At 46.1% G+C, this 14,480-nt stretch carries 14 protein-coding genes; 8 read left to right on the forward strand and 6 right to left on the reverse strand.

Annotation, left to right across the window (positions count from 1 at the left end; translation table 11 throughout):
* The first annotated feature begins 134 nt into the window (after nt 1–134).
* From surE to PJF56_RS08990, 3 genes are all read left to right on the forward strand, one after another.
* Entirely contained in the window at nt 135–950 is an 816-nt protein-coding gene (surE, locus tag PJF56_RS08980) for a 5'/3'-nucleotidase SurE (protein ID WP_283762325.1), read from the forward strand.
* A gap of 135 nt (nt 951–1,085) precedes the next feature.
* A complete protein-coding gene (locus PJF56_RS08985; protein WP_283762326.1) occupies nt 1,086–1,961 on the forward strand; it encodes an MBL fold metallo-hydrolase in 876 nt (291 codons plus the stop codon).
* Nucleotides 1,962–2,032: 71 nt separating this feature from the next.
* The gene (locus PJF56_RS08990) at nt 2,033–2,965 is read left to right on the forward strand and encodes a bifunctional riboflavin kinase/FAD synthetase (protein ID WP_283762327.1); all 933 of its coding nucleotides are present in this window, start codon (nt 2,033–2,035) and stop codon (nt 2,963–2,965) included.
* 30 nt (nt 2,966–2,995) lie between these two features.
* Here PJF56_RS08990 and PJF56_RS08995 read toward each other — a convergent pair whose 3' ends face one another.
* Nucleotides 2,996–4,426 carry a B12-binding domain-containing radical SAM protein gene (locus PJF56_RS08995; RefSeq protein ID WP_283762328.1) on the reverse strand — a complete coding sequence of 477 codons (1,431 nt, stop codon included), beginning with the start codon at nt 4,424–4,426 and terminating at the stop codon, nt 2,996–2,998.
* Between the two features lie 265 nt (nt 4,427–4,691).
* On the opposite strand from PJF56_RS08995, the gene PJF56_RS09000 reads away from it, so the two are divergent.
* Entirely contained in the window at nt 4,692–5,657 is a 966-nt protein-coding gene (locus PJF56_RS09000) for an Npun_F2552 family protein (RefSeq protein ID WP_283762329.1), read from the forward strand.
* Here PJF56_RS09000 and PJF56_RS09005 read toward each other — a convergent pair.
* On the reverse strand, nt 5,654–6,736 hold the full coding sequence (locus PJF56_RS09005) for a tetratricopeptide repeat protein (RefSeq protein WP_283762330.1): 1,083 nt from the start codon (nt 6,734–6,736) through the stop codon (nt 5,654–5,656). The two genes, PJF56_RS09000 and PJF56_RS09005, sit on opposite strands and share 4 nt — an antisense overlap.
* A gap of 287 nt (nt 6,737–7,023) precedes the next feature.
* Here PJF56_RS09005 and PJF56_RS09010 point away from each other — a divergent pair, with 287 nt between their 5' ends.
* The 3 genes from PJF56_RS09010 (at nt 7,024) to PJF56_RS09020 (ending at nt 9,722) form a co-directional block, all read left to right on the forward strand.
* Complete coding sequence (locus PJF56_RS09010; protein ID WP_283762331.1) at nt 7,024–8,631, forward strand: B12-binding domain-containing radical SAM protein; 1,608 nt, start codon at nt 7,024–7,026, stop codon at nt 8,629–8,631.
* Nucleotides 8,632–8,859: 228 nt separating this feature from the next.
* Nucleotides 8,860–9,162: a hypothetical protein gene (locus PJF56_RS09015; RefSeq protein ID WP_283762332.1), complete on the forward strand. Its 303-nt coding sequence runs from the start codon at nt 8,860–8,862 to the stop codon at nt 9,160–9,162.
* A gap of 104 nt (nt 9,163–9,266) precedes the next feature.
* Nucleotides 9,267–9,722, forward strand: a complete 456-nt coding sequence (locus PJF56_RS09020) for an SRPBCC family protein (protein ID WP_283762333.1) — start codon at nt 9,267–9,269, stop codon at nt 9,720–9,722.
* On the opposite strand, the gene cbiM is transcribed toward PJF56_RS09020, so the two are convergent.
* From cbiM to PJF56_RS09035, 3 genes are all read right to left on the reverse strand, one after another.
* On the reverse strand, nt 9,708–10,346 hold the full coding sequence (cbiM, locus tag PJF56_RS09025) for a cobalt transporter CbiM (protein ID WP_283762334.1): 639 nt from the start codon (nt 10,344–10,346) through the stop codon (nt 9,708–9,710). The genes PJF56_RS09020 and cbiM overlap by 15 nt on opposite strands.
* On the reverse strand, nt 10,333–10,833 hold the full coding sequence (locus PJF56_RS09030; protein WP_283762335.1) for a carboxypeptidase-like regulatory domain-containing protein: 501 nt from the start codon (nt 10,831–10,833) through the stop codon (nt 10,333–10,335). The genes cbiM and PJF56_RS09030 overlap by 14 nt, the downstream gene beginning before the upstream one ends.
* Before the next feature lie 98 nt (nt 10,834–10,931).
* Nucleotides 10,932–11,774, reverse strand: coding sequence for a hypothetical protein (locus PJF56_RS09035; protein ID WP_283762336.1), 843 nt, complete (start codon nt 11,772–11,774; stop codon nt 10,932–10,934).
* Nucleotides 11,775–12,020: 246 nt separating this feature from the next.
* Between PJF56_RS09035 and PJF56_RS09040 the strand changes: the two genes are divergently transcribed.
* Nucleotides 12,021–12,938, forward strand: a complete 918-nt coding sequence (locus tag PJF56_RS09040; RefSeq protein ID WP_283762356.1) for an FTR1 family iron permease — start codon at nt 12,021–12,023, stop codon at nt 12,936–12,938.
* Nucleotides 12,939–12,957: 19 nt separating this feature from the next.
* Here PJF56_RS09040 and PJF56_RS09045 read toward each other — a convergent pair whose 3' ends face one another.
* The gene (locus PJF56_RS09045) at nt 12,958–14,319 is read right to left on the reverse strand and encodes a hybrid sensor histidine kinase/response regulator (RefSeq protein ID WP_283762337.1); all 1,362 of its coding nucleotides are present in this window, start codon (nt 14,317–14,319) and stop codon (nt 12,958–12,960) included.
* Nucleotides 14,320–14,480: the final 161 nt, after the last annotated feature.

Raw genomic sequence — 14,480 nt, forward strand, 5'->3', positions numbered from 1 at the left:
AATCGGTAGTTAAATGCTCTTTCCATGTGGGATTCAAAGGAGTTCTCACATTGTAGCACCTAAGATGTAATTGTGGTAGCCTATGGTTAGTAAAGCCGCCCTGGAAGGGCGGGGTTTCAGACCCAATTTTTCTGATGAAACTTTTAGTCAGTAATGATGATGGCATCTTTGCCCAAGGTATTCGCGCCTTAGCCAATACCTTGGCAGAAGCTGGCCATCAGGTGAGCGTGGTCTGTCCAGACCGGGAACGGTCAGCCACCGGCCATGGTCTCACCTTACATAAACCCATCCGCGCTGAAGAAATAGATGCCGTCTTCGATCCGAGGGTGAAAGCTTGGGCTTGTTCCGGCACGCCCTCGGATTGCGTAAAATTGGCCTTAGGGGCCTTACTGCCCGAAAAACCCGATTATGTTCTCTCTGGAATTAATCATGGGGCCAATTTAGGAACCGATATTCTCTATTCAGGAACGGTTTCGGCAGCCATGGAAGGATTAATTGAAAAAATTCCGGCGATCGCCTTCAGTTTAACCAGTTATACGGCAGGAGACTTTAACGTAGCAGCTAACTTTGCCGTATCCTTAGTCAGCGCCTTAGATGCAACCCAACCCTTTGCGCCCCTGTTGCTCAATGTCAACGTCCCTCCTCTCAATACTGAGGCGATCGCCGGAGTGGCCATTACCCGTCAAGGCACTCGTCGCTATGACGAAATCTTGGAAAAACGCATCGATCCCAGAGGAAAAACCTACTATTGGCTGGCGGGAGAACTGACTGAAGATGTGCTTGACCCCCCTTCTCAAAGCTCTGAAGCCTCCTCCATACTCACAGATGTGCAAGCTATCCGCCAAAACTATATTACCCTGACTCCCTTAAACTATAATTTGACTTGCTCTTTAGGCTTGGAGCGTCTAAACCATCAACAGTTGCATTTACCCTATCCGCTCTTGGGTTAATCCAACGATCCAGATGGAGACCTCTGCGATCGATTCAGATGAGGCCAGAGCGGAAACGTCACTTCTCAGGTTAGGCTAGTGAACAACATGCAGGTGGCACATTAGCTCAAAGGTTGTGGAATCCGGTAAACTCTTATGTCTCTTACACAACAACAATTCACGGTTCATTTTTGGGGCGTTCGTGGTTCAATTCCCTGCCCTGGCCCCGAAACCGTTCGCTATGGCGGCAATACGTCTTGTATTGAAATGCGAGTCGGCGGTCATCGTATTATTTTTGATGGCGGCACAGGCTTACGGGTCTTAGGCCAATATCTCTTGAAGCACATGCCCATTGAAGGCCATTTATTCTTTACCCACTCCCATTGGGATCATATTCAAGGCTTTCCCTTTTTTACCCCAGCATTTATTCCTGGTAATACCTTTAATATTTATGGTTGCATTGCGCCCAATGGAGAAACCATAGAAAACCGCTTAAATAACCAAATGCTCCATCCCAATTTTCCTGTACCCCTGAAAGTGATGGGATCGACATTGGTCTTTAATGACATTACAGTAAAGGAACCGATTAAGTTTGATGATGTGGTGGTTGACAATGCTCCTCTGAATCATCCAGGGGAAGCTGTGGGATATCGAGTCAGTTGGGGCGGCCATACGGCGGCCTATATTAGTGATACGGAGCATTTTCCCGATCGCATGGATGAGAATGTGCTGTTCTTAGCCCGCAATGCGGATGTGATGATTTATGATGCTACCTATACCGATGCTGAATATAATCATCCCAAAACCAGTAAAGTGGGTTGGGGCCATTCTACTTGGCAAGAAGCGGTCAAGGTGGCTAAAGCGGCCAATGTCAAGAAATTAGTCATCTTTCACCACGACCCGCTCCACAATGATGAGTTCCTCGATAAGGTGGGCGAAGATGTGGCCCAAGCTTTCCCGGATAGTCTGATGGCTAGGGAAGGTTTATCCATAACTCTGGTTTCTCCTCCCTCTGCTCCCCTAGACCCCTAGAACTTGGATTCGTTTTAATCGGATTTCCCTGTTACCATGATAGGGATGTTTCATATTGCGAAATGTAAAGCGTGTGGTCTATTGCTTCCCCGACAACTGCTCTGAAGCCAACGGCGATCGCCCTGGGAAACTTTGACGGAGTTCACCGGGGACATCAACAAGTAATTCAACCCATTGCCGGTTTTCAGAGTCTGGGCCACGATCTGTATTCCAGTGTGGTGACCTTTTTTCCCCACCCCCAAGAAGTGTTAACGGGCCAGAAAAAGTTGCTACTCACTCCTCCAGAGGAAAAAGCGGCCTATTTGCATCAGATGGGGATCGATCAATTGGTGATTGTGCCCTTTAACCAACAGATCGCTCGTCTGAGTCCCCAAGAATTTGTCAGCCAAATTTTGGTTGAATCTCTGCAAGCAAAAATGATTAGTGTAGGGGAAGATTTTCGGTTTGGCCATCGACGTAGTGGAACCGTTGAGGACTTAAAGGCGATCGCCGCTCACTGGGGAATTAAAGCGATCGTTACTCCCCTAGAAAACTGCCAGGAAGGACGCATCAGCAGTTCCCAGATCCGGTTAGCCTTAAGCGAGGGAGATCTCCTGCAAGCCAAACGCTTGCTCGGTCGGCCCTACCAACTCCAGGGTAAAGTAATCAAAGGACAACAGCTCGGCCGTACCCTGGGCTTTCCTACTGCTAACCTGGAACTTCCCGAACAAAAATTCTTACCCCGCTTCGGAGTCTATAGCGTCCGCGTCTCTAACCCCCTCTGGACAGAGACTCAACCGGTTATGGGAGTGATGAACCTCGGAAATCGGCCCACCGTTGATGGAGTAAAACAAACCATTGAAGTTCACCTCTTTAATTGGTCAGGAGACTTGTACGATCAAGTGCTGTGCGTTGAACTCGAATCCTTCATCCGTCCAGAACAAAAATTTGCCTCCCTCGACGCGCTCAAAGCCCAAATTAAAGCCGACTGTGAAACGGCACTATCGGTAATGGGTAATGGGTAATGGGTAATGGGTAATGGAAAAATAATCAGTTTACCTAGCGCGAAGCGCTATATTGCGGCGATTGCTTCCCTGTGGTCGCAATGACAATGGTTTAAGCGGACTTGAGATAAAACCCTGTAAAACCGATTCTAAAAGCGGCATCATTTTGGCCAGTTGGTGAGTGCGAATCACCCAATCCCAGAACGGCTCAAATTTTTTCCAACTGCCTGCATAAACTAAATGACGTAAGCGATGATTCAGAGTGGTTTTAGTTGCTGCTCCTTGCCAAATTGCACTCCACCGATAAAAGTCTTTATAGGCTTGCCAATATCCCCTTTCCAACGTTTCAGCACTCATTTTTGCCGGTTGAAACACCACATGACGAGTATCGTATAAATCCCAATTTTGGGTTAAAATTCGTCCTTCTTGCACCATCCGTTCATAGAGGGCTGTACCTGGATAAGGCGTTAGAATATGAAAGGTTGCTGTTTCAATCCCCTGGGAAATCGCCCACTCTACCGTCGTCTCAAAAACACTCTCATCATCCTCATCCATGCCAAACACAAAACTGCCATTAATCATCACCCCCAAATCCTGTAAACGCCGAATGGCAGCCGTATAATCCCGATTTAAATTGTGGTACTTATGCTGTTGGCGTAAATTATTAGCATTTAAGGTTTCAAATCCAATAAATAAACTTCTGAGACCACTTTCAACCGCCAATTCTAACAGATTGGGTTGCAAGATGGCCTGAATCGTTCCTGCGGCTTGCCAAATGCGATTCATACCCAGCATACCGGTAAATAACTCCCGTGCAAATTGGCCATTGCCAAACAAATGATCGTCGAGAAAAAATAAATAGCGTCCCGGTAAGCGTTCAATCTCTGCTAACGCTTGGTCAACCGATTGGGTATAGAAGGATTTCCCTCCTTGGAAAAAGGCATCTTTATAACAGAAATCACAATGATGGGGACAGCCTCTAGATACTACAATGGAATTAGGAACTAGATATAATTGGCGTTTAATTAAATCTCGACGAATGGGAGGAGCGCTGAGTAAATCTCGTTCCTGAGAAATATATCGCTTTTGGGGATAACCAGCCCGAAAATCGGCTAAAAAACGGGGCCAAGTATCCTCTCCTGGCCCCAAAAAGAGGGTATCGGCATACTGTTGCGCTTCTTCGGGTAAGGCTGTGACGTGCAACCCCCCTAAAACAATATAAGCGCCTTTCTGACGATAATGATCGGCTAATTCATAGGCTCGATAAGCCGAAGTAATATACACTTGAATGACGACTAAATCGGGCCGATCGTCTAAATTCAGAGTTTCTACATGCTCATCTTGTAGATCGATCTCATCGTCTGGACTAAAAAATGAGGCGATCGTGGCTAAACCTAAAGGGGGAAATAGGGAATATTTAATCGGCCGACAATGGGGACTAAGGGCTTCGGTTAAGGCGGGTAAAATCATTTTAATTTTCATGAGTTTAAGCCTGCGAAATTGATGGACAATGAGGTGACTTAACTTTTTAGTATGGACTAAAAATCTTTAATTGTGTAAAGATTATGATTTATGTATTTTTAGAACTATTTTGTATGAAAAATTAAGATATTTTAATAACATAGTTTCTTTCTGCTTAGAATCAGGTGGCGATCGCCGGAAACAGAAAGCTTCAAATCAGCCGTCCCGACGTTAATTCAATGATCGTGCTATCTTGTGCCTAGTGGTGAATGGGTTAAAAAATAGGATGACTACAGTAAGTTTGGTGCGTGCCAACTCCTACGATCGAGAAGCTCTACAAACGGCTTTGGTGGAAGTTTTGGCTCCTCTGGGGGGGATCGAGTCAGTGGTGAAACCGGGCGATCGCGTTCTCCTGAAGCCCAATTTATTAACGGGATCTCGGCCAAAGAATGAGTGTGTGACTCGTCCGGAGTTGGTGGTGGAAGTCGCGCGGTTGGTTAAACAAGCGGGAGGTGTGCCCTTTTTGGGTGATAGTCCGGCGTTTGGCACGGCTGAAGGGGTGGCTCAGTCCAATGGTTATTTACCGTTTTTGCAGGAGGTAGATTTACCGGTGGTAGAATTTCGGGGCAAACGGTATCCAACTGAGGGCGATCGCTTCGGTCATTTGTTGCTGTCTAAGGAAGCCATGGACGCGGATGTGGTGATTAATTTACCCAAGATTAAATCCCATCAACAGTTGACCATGACCTTGGGCGTTAAGAATCTATTTGGCTGTGTGCCCGGCAAAATGAAGGCTTGGTGGCATATGCAAGCCGGGAGGAGTGCCCAGGAGTTTGGGGCGATGCTCGTAGAAACCGCTCGCACCCTCGCACCAAATTTGACCATTGTTGATGGAATTATTGCCCATGAGGGCAATGGGCCGACGAACGGTACAACGAGGTTCCTGGGCATTTTAGGGGCATCTGAGGATGTGTTTGCTCTGGACTTGAGCTTATTGGAAGTGTTGGGAGTCGATCCGATGAAGGTTCCCACCCATGAAGCGGCTTTGGCGGCGGGCTGTTATGCTGAGGAGGCTGTAGAGTTTCCGTTGTGTCATCCCCAGGAGTTGGCGATCGCCGATTGGCAGTTACCCGATAGGATGCAACCCATTGATTTTGGAATGCCACGGGTGATTAAATCTACATTTAAACATTTGTATATTCGCTTAATTAAAGAACCCATCAGCGCCTATCAAGCTCAGAAGGCTTCCTAAGCCAGTGCTTTGCGTTGCTCTCGGTATTGCTCCACTTTTAGTAAGTCGCCGAGGGCACTACAGGCAACAATGAGGTTGCCTAGGGTTTGTCCGGTTAAGCGTTTGTCTTTGAGACGCAAAGCAATTTGCAAGCGCTGCTCGTAATAGTGAGTGGCTTTCTGATAGTTACCGAGGGCATCGTGAGCTACCCCTAAACTACCTAGGGTTTGTTCTCTTACCCGTTGATCTTGCATTTGTTCGGCTAAGTGTAGCCGCTCTTCGTAATAAGTAATAGCTTGGGCGTAGTCTCCCATGGTATGGAACGTATTACCTAGGTTTCTTAGCACTTTGGCGATTAAACGTTGATTGTTGGTTCTTCGAGCTAATGCTAAAAGTTGTTGGTAATAGTCGATGGTTTGATCGGAATTTCCGAGGGCGTGGTGGGCGTTGGCCAAGTTCCGCAAAATTTGGCTTTCCATCAAGGGGTTCTCTTGCTGCTGAATGAGATGTAAACTTCGGGTTTGGTATTCGATCGCTTCCGGTAAGTCGTTGATGGCTTTGTAGACTAGGCCCAAATTGTTGTAGCCAATCGCTAAGAGGCGATCGTCTTCGACTTGTTGCGCCAGTTCAATACTGCGACTTTCAGCAGCAATGGCTTCTGTGTAGTTTCCTTGATGGCGATAAGCGTTGCCTAAATTGCCCCAGGTTTGAGATTCTAGACGTACATTACCGAGTTGCTGGGCTAATGCTAATCGCTGTTTTTGATATTCAATGGCGCGATTGTAGTCCCCTTGGGCATAATAGGTATGACTTAAATAGCCCAAGATTTGACTCATGCGCGGATGGTTTTGTAGCGCTTCATAGAGGGTTAAGCATTCTTGCCAATGGGCTTGAGCTTGTTTAACGTTTCCTTGTTCCTGAGAAATCCTGGCTTGTTCAAAAAGGCGATCGGCTTGATCTGCAAGGGCGATCGTTGATAGATTGGCTGCATTAAAGATTCCCTCTTCCTGCGGAACCAATGTATCCCGGTGTACCCCCTCTCGATGAAGACTAACCACAGTTTGTGCTTTCCCCTTTAAATCGGTCGATCTGGCTTTCATCGTTTCGATCGCTCCCTTCTAACAGATTCACCCGGTTTACCCCCTTAGACTGCACCTGAATTAAATATTAAGAAGGGTATACTTTTAGGATAGCCGACAGGATACGGGGAATCACTCCGTATTTTTGCTGATTTTTTATCAAGTCTTTAAAAAAGGACTATTGTTATTAGCAATCCAACCAATTTTTGAGGCAATTTCTATCAATTTGACAAAGGTGTGTTTTTTTTGTACGCTCATAGTATAAGATGCCTAGTTTATTGCCAAAATTAGATTAACCGGATTTTTCCTTGTCTATTCCCCTGCACGAAGAACAGCTTCTATTCTCCCCATCCTCCCCGAAAAGCACTGCTATTCCGGTAATCTTCGCCTTTCCGAACAGCTACAGTATCGGCATCACCAGTTTAGGGTATCAAGTGATTTGGTCGCAGTTATGCCAGCGATCGGATGTGGCTGTGAGTCGTTTATTTACCGATGGGCAGGAAAAGCTACCCAGACAGGCTGAACTGGTCGGTTTCTCGTTATCCTGGGAATTGGACTATGGCAATATTTTGGCCCTGCTCGACCAATTGGGCATACCCAGACGGAGCGAGCAGCGCGAGCAGCATCATCCCCTAATTTTCGGCGGCGGGCCAGTGTTAACGGCCAATCCCGAACCCTTGGCGGACTTTTTCGATCTGATTTTATTGGGGGATGGGGAACAGTTATTAGGGGACTTCATCGCCCGCTATCAAGAGGTGCGGAGTGCATCGAGAGCAGAGCAATTGAGATATCTAGCTCAGGGAGAAGGAATTTATGTGCCCAGTTTATATCAGGTGACCTACGAAAGTCCCACGGGAGCGATCGCCGCAATTACGCCCCTAGATCCTACCATTCCCGAACGACCCACAAAACAAACCTATCGCGGCCAAACCTTATTGGCTTCTAGAGTCGTTACCCCCCAAGCGGCGTGGGAAAACATTTATATGGTAGAAGTCGTCAGGTCTTGTCCCGAACTCTGTCGCTTTTGTTTAGCCAGTTACCTCACCTTACCCTTTCGCACCGCTAATCTACAAGAAGGATTAATTCCGGCGATCGCACAAGGATTAAAATTCACCAACCGTTTAGGATTATTAGGCGCTTCCGTCACCCAACATCCCGAATTTAATGCCCTCCTCGATTATCTCAGCCAACCCGAATATGACCAAGTGCGCTTAAGTCTAGCTTCCGTCCGCACCAATACCGTCACCGAAAAACTTGCCCGCATTCTCAGTCAACGAGATAGTCGCTCGATCACCATTGCCATCGAAAGTGGATCGGAAAAATTGCGAGCAATTGTGAATAAGAAACTGCAACAAAACGAAATTATCCAAGCCGCCATTAATGCCAAAGCCGGAGGACTCAAAGGAATTAAATTTTATGGCATGGTAGGCATTCCCGGAGAAGAAGTCGAAGATTTAGAACCCACCTTAAACTTAATGCAAGACTTGAAAAAAGCGGCTCCCGGATTGCGCTTAACTTTGGGATGTAGCACCTTTGTTCCCAAAGCCCATACCCCCTTTCAATGGTATGGGGTAAACTCCCAAGCCAAGAAACGATTAAAGCTCTTGCAAAAAGGATTAGGAAAAATCGGCGTACAGTTCCGCCCAGAGAGTTACAATTGGTCGGTGGTTCAAGCGCTCATTTCTAGGGGCGATCGCCGCTTATCCCACATCCTAGAATTCACGCAAAATTCCGGAGACTCTCTGGGCAGTTATCGGCAAGCGTTTAAGCATTTTCAAGGACAAGTCCCCAACTTAGATGATTATGTCCATGAAAATTGGTCAACCGACAGAATTTTACCCTGGCAACATATCCAAGGGACTCTATCAGTAGACACCCTGAAACAGCATTTAGCCATCAGCGCTACGCGCAGGTAATGGGTAATAGGTCAATCGTTTTTCCCTTAAAGTCTTCCTTTTTTGAATAGCCAGGATGACATCCAAGGAATGGGCTTGCTATGATAGGGTGATTTCAATTGGAAATTTTAGCGGCGCAATATGAACAATCTATTCCTAACCCGCAAGGGTCTAATTTTCAGTGCCTCTGTTCTCCTGGGTGTACTAGCAAGTGTCATACCTTTGCGTCAAGCGCTCGGTCAAACTCGCATGGCTCAATTACAAGATTATTGTTATCAAAGTGAAAGCACTTATTTTTTAGCAGAAACTAGGAATTTTTGGGTTAGTATTTGTGGAGGTGATGCCCCTTACACTTATGTGGGTGTCGATAAACAGACTGGAGATGATATTCGCCTGAACTTGAGCGATTATGATTCTAGCGGTGAGTATTTTGAAGCCATCAATGGTGATTATACTTATTACGTTATTTTAAACACTACCAAGGGATCGTTTTTGGTGGTTGAACAGGGCGGTGAGCAAATTTTGAGAGAACCTCTCCTGGATTGGCAATAGGGTTAAGTAGGGGCGAAAAACTGTTATATGACTGGAGTGGGAGCATCTTGCTCCCTAGGTTTTTAATGAGGGTATTTAAGGGAATGTGAGATCGCTATAAAATTATGCTAACGTTTGAAAAATCAACTTTAATTGATGCACCAGTTGAAAGGGTTTGGGAGTTCCATGAACGGGCTGATATTTTGAGTTTGTTAACTCCTCCTTGGCAACCGGTGAAAGTGTTGCGTCGGGAAGGGGGTTTAGGAGTGGGGGCAATAACAGAGTTTGAAATTCAATTGGGCTTAATTGAGATGAAATGGTTAGCCCGTCATACGGATTGTGTTCCCTATGAATATTTTGTCGATCGCCAAATCGAAGGCCCTTGTCAGAGTTGGGTGCATCGCCACCAATTCACCCCCGAAGGCAATCAAACCCGCTTAACAGATACGATTCGCTTGGAATTGTTTGGGGGAGAGATCGCAGAATTTTTGTTGGGTAGCTTTGTGATTGACCGGCTGGAGGATATGTTTACCTATCGTCACCAAGTTACTCAACGCTACTGCCCGTTACCCATTAATTAATTCAGGTTTGACTCGTTCCAAAAAGATGACCACCATGGCGGTAAATAGGCCTTCTAAAATCACTAGGGGAAGATGGGCAAACATTAAGCCCCATAAAGAGGCTTGTTCTAGGTTTGGGTCAATATCGGCGGGCAAGGTGAGTAAGACCACACTTAAGAAAAGGGTAGCGGATAAACCGACGGCCGTGCTGCCAGAAAGAAAGCCGAATAAACCCGTCCATGGTCGGTTGTTACCACTGAAGCTCAAGCGCGAGCGAAAGATATATCCAGCGAGTAAGGCGGGAAGCCCCATTAAGATGGCGTTCACTCCGAGGGTGGATAGTCCTCCATGTTGGAACATGACGGCTTGAAAAAATAATCCGATGACGATCGCAGGAAAGGCGTAATAGCCTAACATGGCTCCGAGTAATCCATTGAGGACTAAATGGACGCTGGCTGGAGGAATGGGAATATGAAGGGAAGAGGAGACAAAAAAAGCGGCCGTGAGTAAGGAGGCTTTGGGAATTTGTTCTTGGGTGCGATCGCTTCTTTCTATCTGTTTCAAAGACCACGCCATGACTCCCCCGCTTATGGCGTATCCCGCGATCGCCACTTGCGGGGGAAGCATACCATCAGGAATGTGCATTCGACTTACTCCGATTACTGCGTGGATTACTGCGTGAGAAAAATAGGGCGGTTCCGACAAATCCCCAGATGACTGAGGCAATCATCAGGCCTTTTTGCATAGAAGTATACCCTCCTAACGTAGCACTGGCGATCGCCGGTTGGGACTTTTCAGAGTTAGACGATCCTGAAGGATCGGGAATATGGAAAATTTGACCGTGGCCAGCTTTACGAATTCTCACCGTCCAAGTTCCGGTTTGACCCGGTTCGGGTACGAAAATAAACTCACCTTGAGGATCGGATATGCCTTGCATCCAAGGGGTAGCGGGGTCATCAGGAGCGTAGATGGTTACTTGAGCGTTGTCCATCGGTTCCCCAGAATCATAGGTGGCTTGGATTTGAACAGCCGGGATCTGATGATGTTGAATCTGCACTCCATGGGCGATCGCTTTTTCCGAGAAAGCCAACAGAGAGACTATCCCTAACGGGATCAGTAGTTTCCATCTCATAAACAATGCTTGGGTAACTGGGATAGGTGAGGACAATAAACGTCTAAGCATCAGCATAGTCAGGGCTGAACCGCAGATTGAGGTTTTTGAAGAGTAACTTAAGGTTGTGTCGCCAACATCTCAGATTGCTCGCAATGGCCTTCACCCACGTGGCCGAGGGAGTTCAAAGCTTGATCGAAACGTTCCACTTCTTCGGGACTAAGTTGCGATCGCCACATCGACTCCTCCAACTCAACTGTGCCATTGTTGGCCAATTTTGCCAGGGGTTCAAACCCTAACGCCCCCACATTGATCTCATCGTCAGCCGGGGCACTGCCATCGCCAAAAATATGATCGAAATGAAAGGTTGCTTCTACATCAGCCCCTCGATCGGCCATAACAATCCCCTTTCTGCGATCGCCCACAAATTCACCGCAAGTATAGGTATACTCTTGCTCCACACTCACCCTAAAATTAATCGTCCGATCTTCTTTTTGAGCCACACCATCAAGTACCAAGGTCTGACCTTCAGCCGTCCCTTCTGAAGCCGGAACCATTCGCCAAGAGACCGCATTATAAACCCCGACCGGAACCTCCTGGAGCCGATCGACTACAATGGGTTCCGCATCCGCATCCCCAGCCGCTAAATCTACGGTTTGGGGAGAACTAAAATCTAGCGTAGTTGTTGCTTGCATTTCTCGATCGATTTCTGCATTAAATGGCGGATCGGTCTGATACACTCTCACCCGATCTAACGTAACATAGACATGATTAAATTGGATTTGCCAACCATCTTTAGAGGTAAATCCTTGGCGCACAAAATCTTCACCATTGGCCTGAAAAGTTAAGCTTCCTGTTGTTTCTGGAGAGGTTTCTTCTGGAGGTTGAGGGCTGTTACACCCCACCAAGCCACTGGTGATTACAAGGGAAATGACTAAGCTCTGAAACCGTTGATTGACCATATTTTTTGACTTGACATCTATTTCTAGTCAAGCGAAGTTCTGTAGAGATTACAATGCCCCCTATGGGGATAAAAAAAGAGAAGATATAAGGGATAAAGGGGCTTGAACGGCGTTGAGATCGAGGGTTGAGCAATCTGTTAAAAAATGATGATATTTTCTGTTGACCGGGAAAACCTCCTGCGACCGATGACCCATTCTCCTCGCCTAGCGCTATACTTTTTTTGGAGTGTGTAAGCGATCGTGACTATGGACTGGACAGCCGCCCTACCTACATTTTTCGTTACCTTACGGGAAGGATTTGAGGCCGCTTTAGTGGTGGGTTTAATTCTGGCCTGTTTATACAAGGCGAAACAAACTCATTTGAATCCCTGGGTGTATGGGGGGATTGCCTTGGGTTTAGTGGGGAGTGTTGTGGTAGGGCTGTTGTTAACCTGGGGAATTGAAGCGTTCAGTCTGGCCTATCCCCAGTATGAGACGGTAATTAAGCCGTTATTAGAAGCCGTATTTGGCACGATCGCAATTGTGATGCTCAGTTGGATGTTATTGTGGATGACTCAACAATCGCGATCGCTCAAAACAGAGATCGAAACCTCCCTCTCTCAGGCCTTGCTTCAAGACTCCGATGCCGGATGGGCCGTATTTACCCTGGTGCTGATCGCCGTTTTGCGAGAAGGGTTTGAAACCGTCGTCTTCCTGCTCTCCTATTTTCAAGCAGGATTTGTACCCTGGTTGGGAGGGGCGATCGGCCTCAGTTTGGCGATCGTATTAGGTCTTCTCATCTTCCAAGGCTCAATTCAAATCAATATTCGCCTTTTCTTTCAAATCATGGGCCTACTTTTACTCCTCATTATTGGTGGATTATTACTCTCTGCCCTCATCCACTATGACATCGCCCTCTATCGCTGGGTTGACCTCCATCCTCAAGCCCAGTCCCTCTGTTTCAATCCTTCCGAGTCCTCCTGTATTCTCGGCCCCAGGGTTTGGGATACCTCCAGTATTTTACCCGATCGCCAATTTCCAGGTATTCTCCTTAAAGCCCTCTTCGGGTATCGACAACACCTCTATCTGGTGCAAGCCATCAGTTATCTCATGTTTATCACCCTCATTGGCGGTCTCTATTTTCGTACCCTAAATCATATAGCACCTAGCGCTGGTCAGAAATAAGCAGTCATCGGGTTTTTTCCTATTCCCTATTCCCTTGCTTAACCGGTACTTGAATCACAAACTCCGTCCCCTTCCCTAACTCCGAATTACACCCTAAAAAACCCTGGTGCTTTTCCACCACAATCGAATGACTAATCGATAACCCCAAACCCGTCCCTTTACCCACCGGTTTCGTCGTCACAAAGGGACTAAAAATATCCTTAATTTTATCCTCTGGAATCCCCGGGCCATTATCAGCAATCTTAATTTCCACCTTACCCCCACTCATGGCCCTAGTCGTTAACGTAATTTCATTAGGATGCTCCCTCAAATCATCATAACGTTTATGATCATTTTCATTTTGCTCATCTAGAGCATCAATAGCATTGGCTAACAAATTCATAAACACCTGATTTAAGGGGCCAGCATAACAATGAACAATCGGCAACTCTCCATAATGTTTATTAATCTTAATTTCCGGTCGTTGATCGTTAGCCTTTAAGCGATGTCTCAAAATCATTAACGTACTTTCCAATCCTTCATGGATATCCAAATCCGTACAAGTATTACTATCCGACCGAGAAAAATTACGCAGGGATAAACTGATATTGCGAATTCGTTCAATTCCCGACTCCATAGAAGAAAGCATATTGGGCAAATCTTCCATCAAATAATCCAATTCAATATCCTCTGCATGTTCAGCAATTGCATCTCCCGGATCGGTAAACTGTTTTTGATATAACTTCAAATGTTCAAAAATATCTTCGGTATATTCCATCGCCATACTAATATTGCCCGCAATAAAGCCCACCGGATTATTAATTTCATGGGCAACCCCAGCAACTAACTCCCCTAAACTCGACATTTTTTCACTTTGAATGAGTTGAATCTGAGCCTGCTGAAGTTGACTTAGGGAGTCTTTTAATTGTGCTGTGCGCTCTTCCACCCGTTCTTCAAGGTCTTCTGTTAAGCTTTTTAACTGTTCATTTTGAACTTTAAATTTCCGAGTTAAGTTTTGTAACTGGAGATGAATCTTCATCCGAGCCAAAACTTCATCTTGTTGAAAGGGTTTAGTGATATAGTCCACTGCGCCAATCTTCAACCCTTTGACTTTATCAACCGTATCTGATAGAGCCGTCATGAAAATAACCGGAATGTCCTGGGTTTCCGGAGATCCTTTAATCCGACGGCAGGTCTCAAACCCATCAATTCCCGGCATCATCACATCCAATAAGATCAGATCGGGGGTAATTTCCTGGAGTTTTTCTAAGGTGCTTTCCCCATCCTTAGCTACCAAAACCTTAAACCCAGATTCTTTTAAAAAGCTAAAGAGGACTTTGATATTTGTCGGATTATCATCGACAATTAAGATTAAGTCTTGTTTAGCTGTTTCCATCTCCATAGATCATTTCTCCATTCTCTTTTGTTAGACTAACTTTAGGAGTTCCCTATCGGCAAGCTTGAAAGTAAAGGGCGAGTGCTGATTCATAAGGAACATCTGAAGGGACGGGTGCGATCTCTATCATCATGCTGGTCTCGGTTCTGATCCAAATATGGGGTATT

This window comes from Roseofilum halophilum BLCC-M91, from assembly GCF_030068445.1.
Taxonomy (GTDB): Bacteria; Cyanobacteriota; Cyanobacteriia; order Cyanobacteriales; family Desertifilaceae; genus Roseofilum; species Roseofilum halophilum.

Excerpts from the sequence above, each read along its gene's own strand:
- surE (WP_283762325.1), top strand. The coding sequence starts at position 135 with ATGAAACTTTTAGTCAGTAATGATGATGGCATCTTTGCCCAAGGTATT.
- PJF56_RS08985 (WP_283762326.1), top strand. The coding sequence starts at position 1,086 with ATGTCTCTTACACAACAACAATTCACGGTTCATTTTTGGGGCGTTCGT.
- PJF56_RS08995 (WP_283762328.1), bottom strand. The coding sequence starts at position 4,426 with ATGAAAATTAAAATGATTTTACCCGCCTTAACCGAAGCCCTTAGTCCC.
- PJF56_RS09000 (WP_283762329.1), top strand. The coding sequence starts at position 4,692 with ATGACTACAGTAAGTTTGGTGCGTGCCAACTCCTACGATCGAGAAGCT.
- PJF56_RS09005 (WP_283762330.1), bottom strand. The coding sequence starts at position 6,736 with ATGAAAGCCAGATCGACCGATTTAAAGGGGAAAGCACAAACTGTGGTT.
- PJF56_RS09015 (WP_283762332.1), top strand. The coding sequence starts at position 8,860 with ATGGCTCAATTACAAGATTATTGTTATCAAAGTGAAAGCACTTATTTT.
- PJF56_RS09020 (WP_283762333.1), top strand. The coding sequence starts at position 9,267 with ATGCTAACGTTTGAAAAATCAACTTTAATTGATGCACCAGTTGAAAGG.
- cbiM (WP_283762334.1), bottom strand. The coding sequence starts at position 10,346 with ATGCACATTCCTGATGGTATGCTTCCCCCGCAAGTGGCGATCGCGGGA.
- PJF56_RS09030 (WP_283762335.1), bottom strand. The coding sequence starts at position 10,833 with ATGAGATGGAAACTACTGATCCCGTTAGGGATAGTCTCTCTGTTGGCT.
- PJF56_RS09035 (WP_283762336.1), bottom strand. The coding sequence starts at position 11,774 with ATGGTCAATCAACGGTTTCAGAGCTTAGTCATTTCCCTTGTAATCACC.
- PJF56_RS09040 (WP_283762356.1), top strand. The coding sequence starts at position 12,021 with ATGGACTGGACAGCCGCCCTACCTACATTTTTCGTTACCTTACGGGAA.
- PJF56_RS09045 (WP_283762337.1), bottom strand. The coding sequence starts at position 14,319 with ATGGAGATGGAAACAGCTAAACAAGACTTAATCTTAATTGTCGATGAT.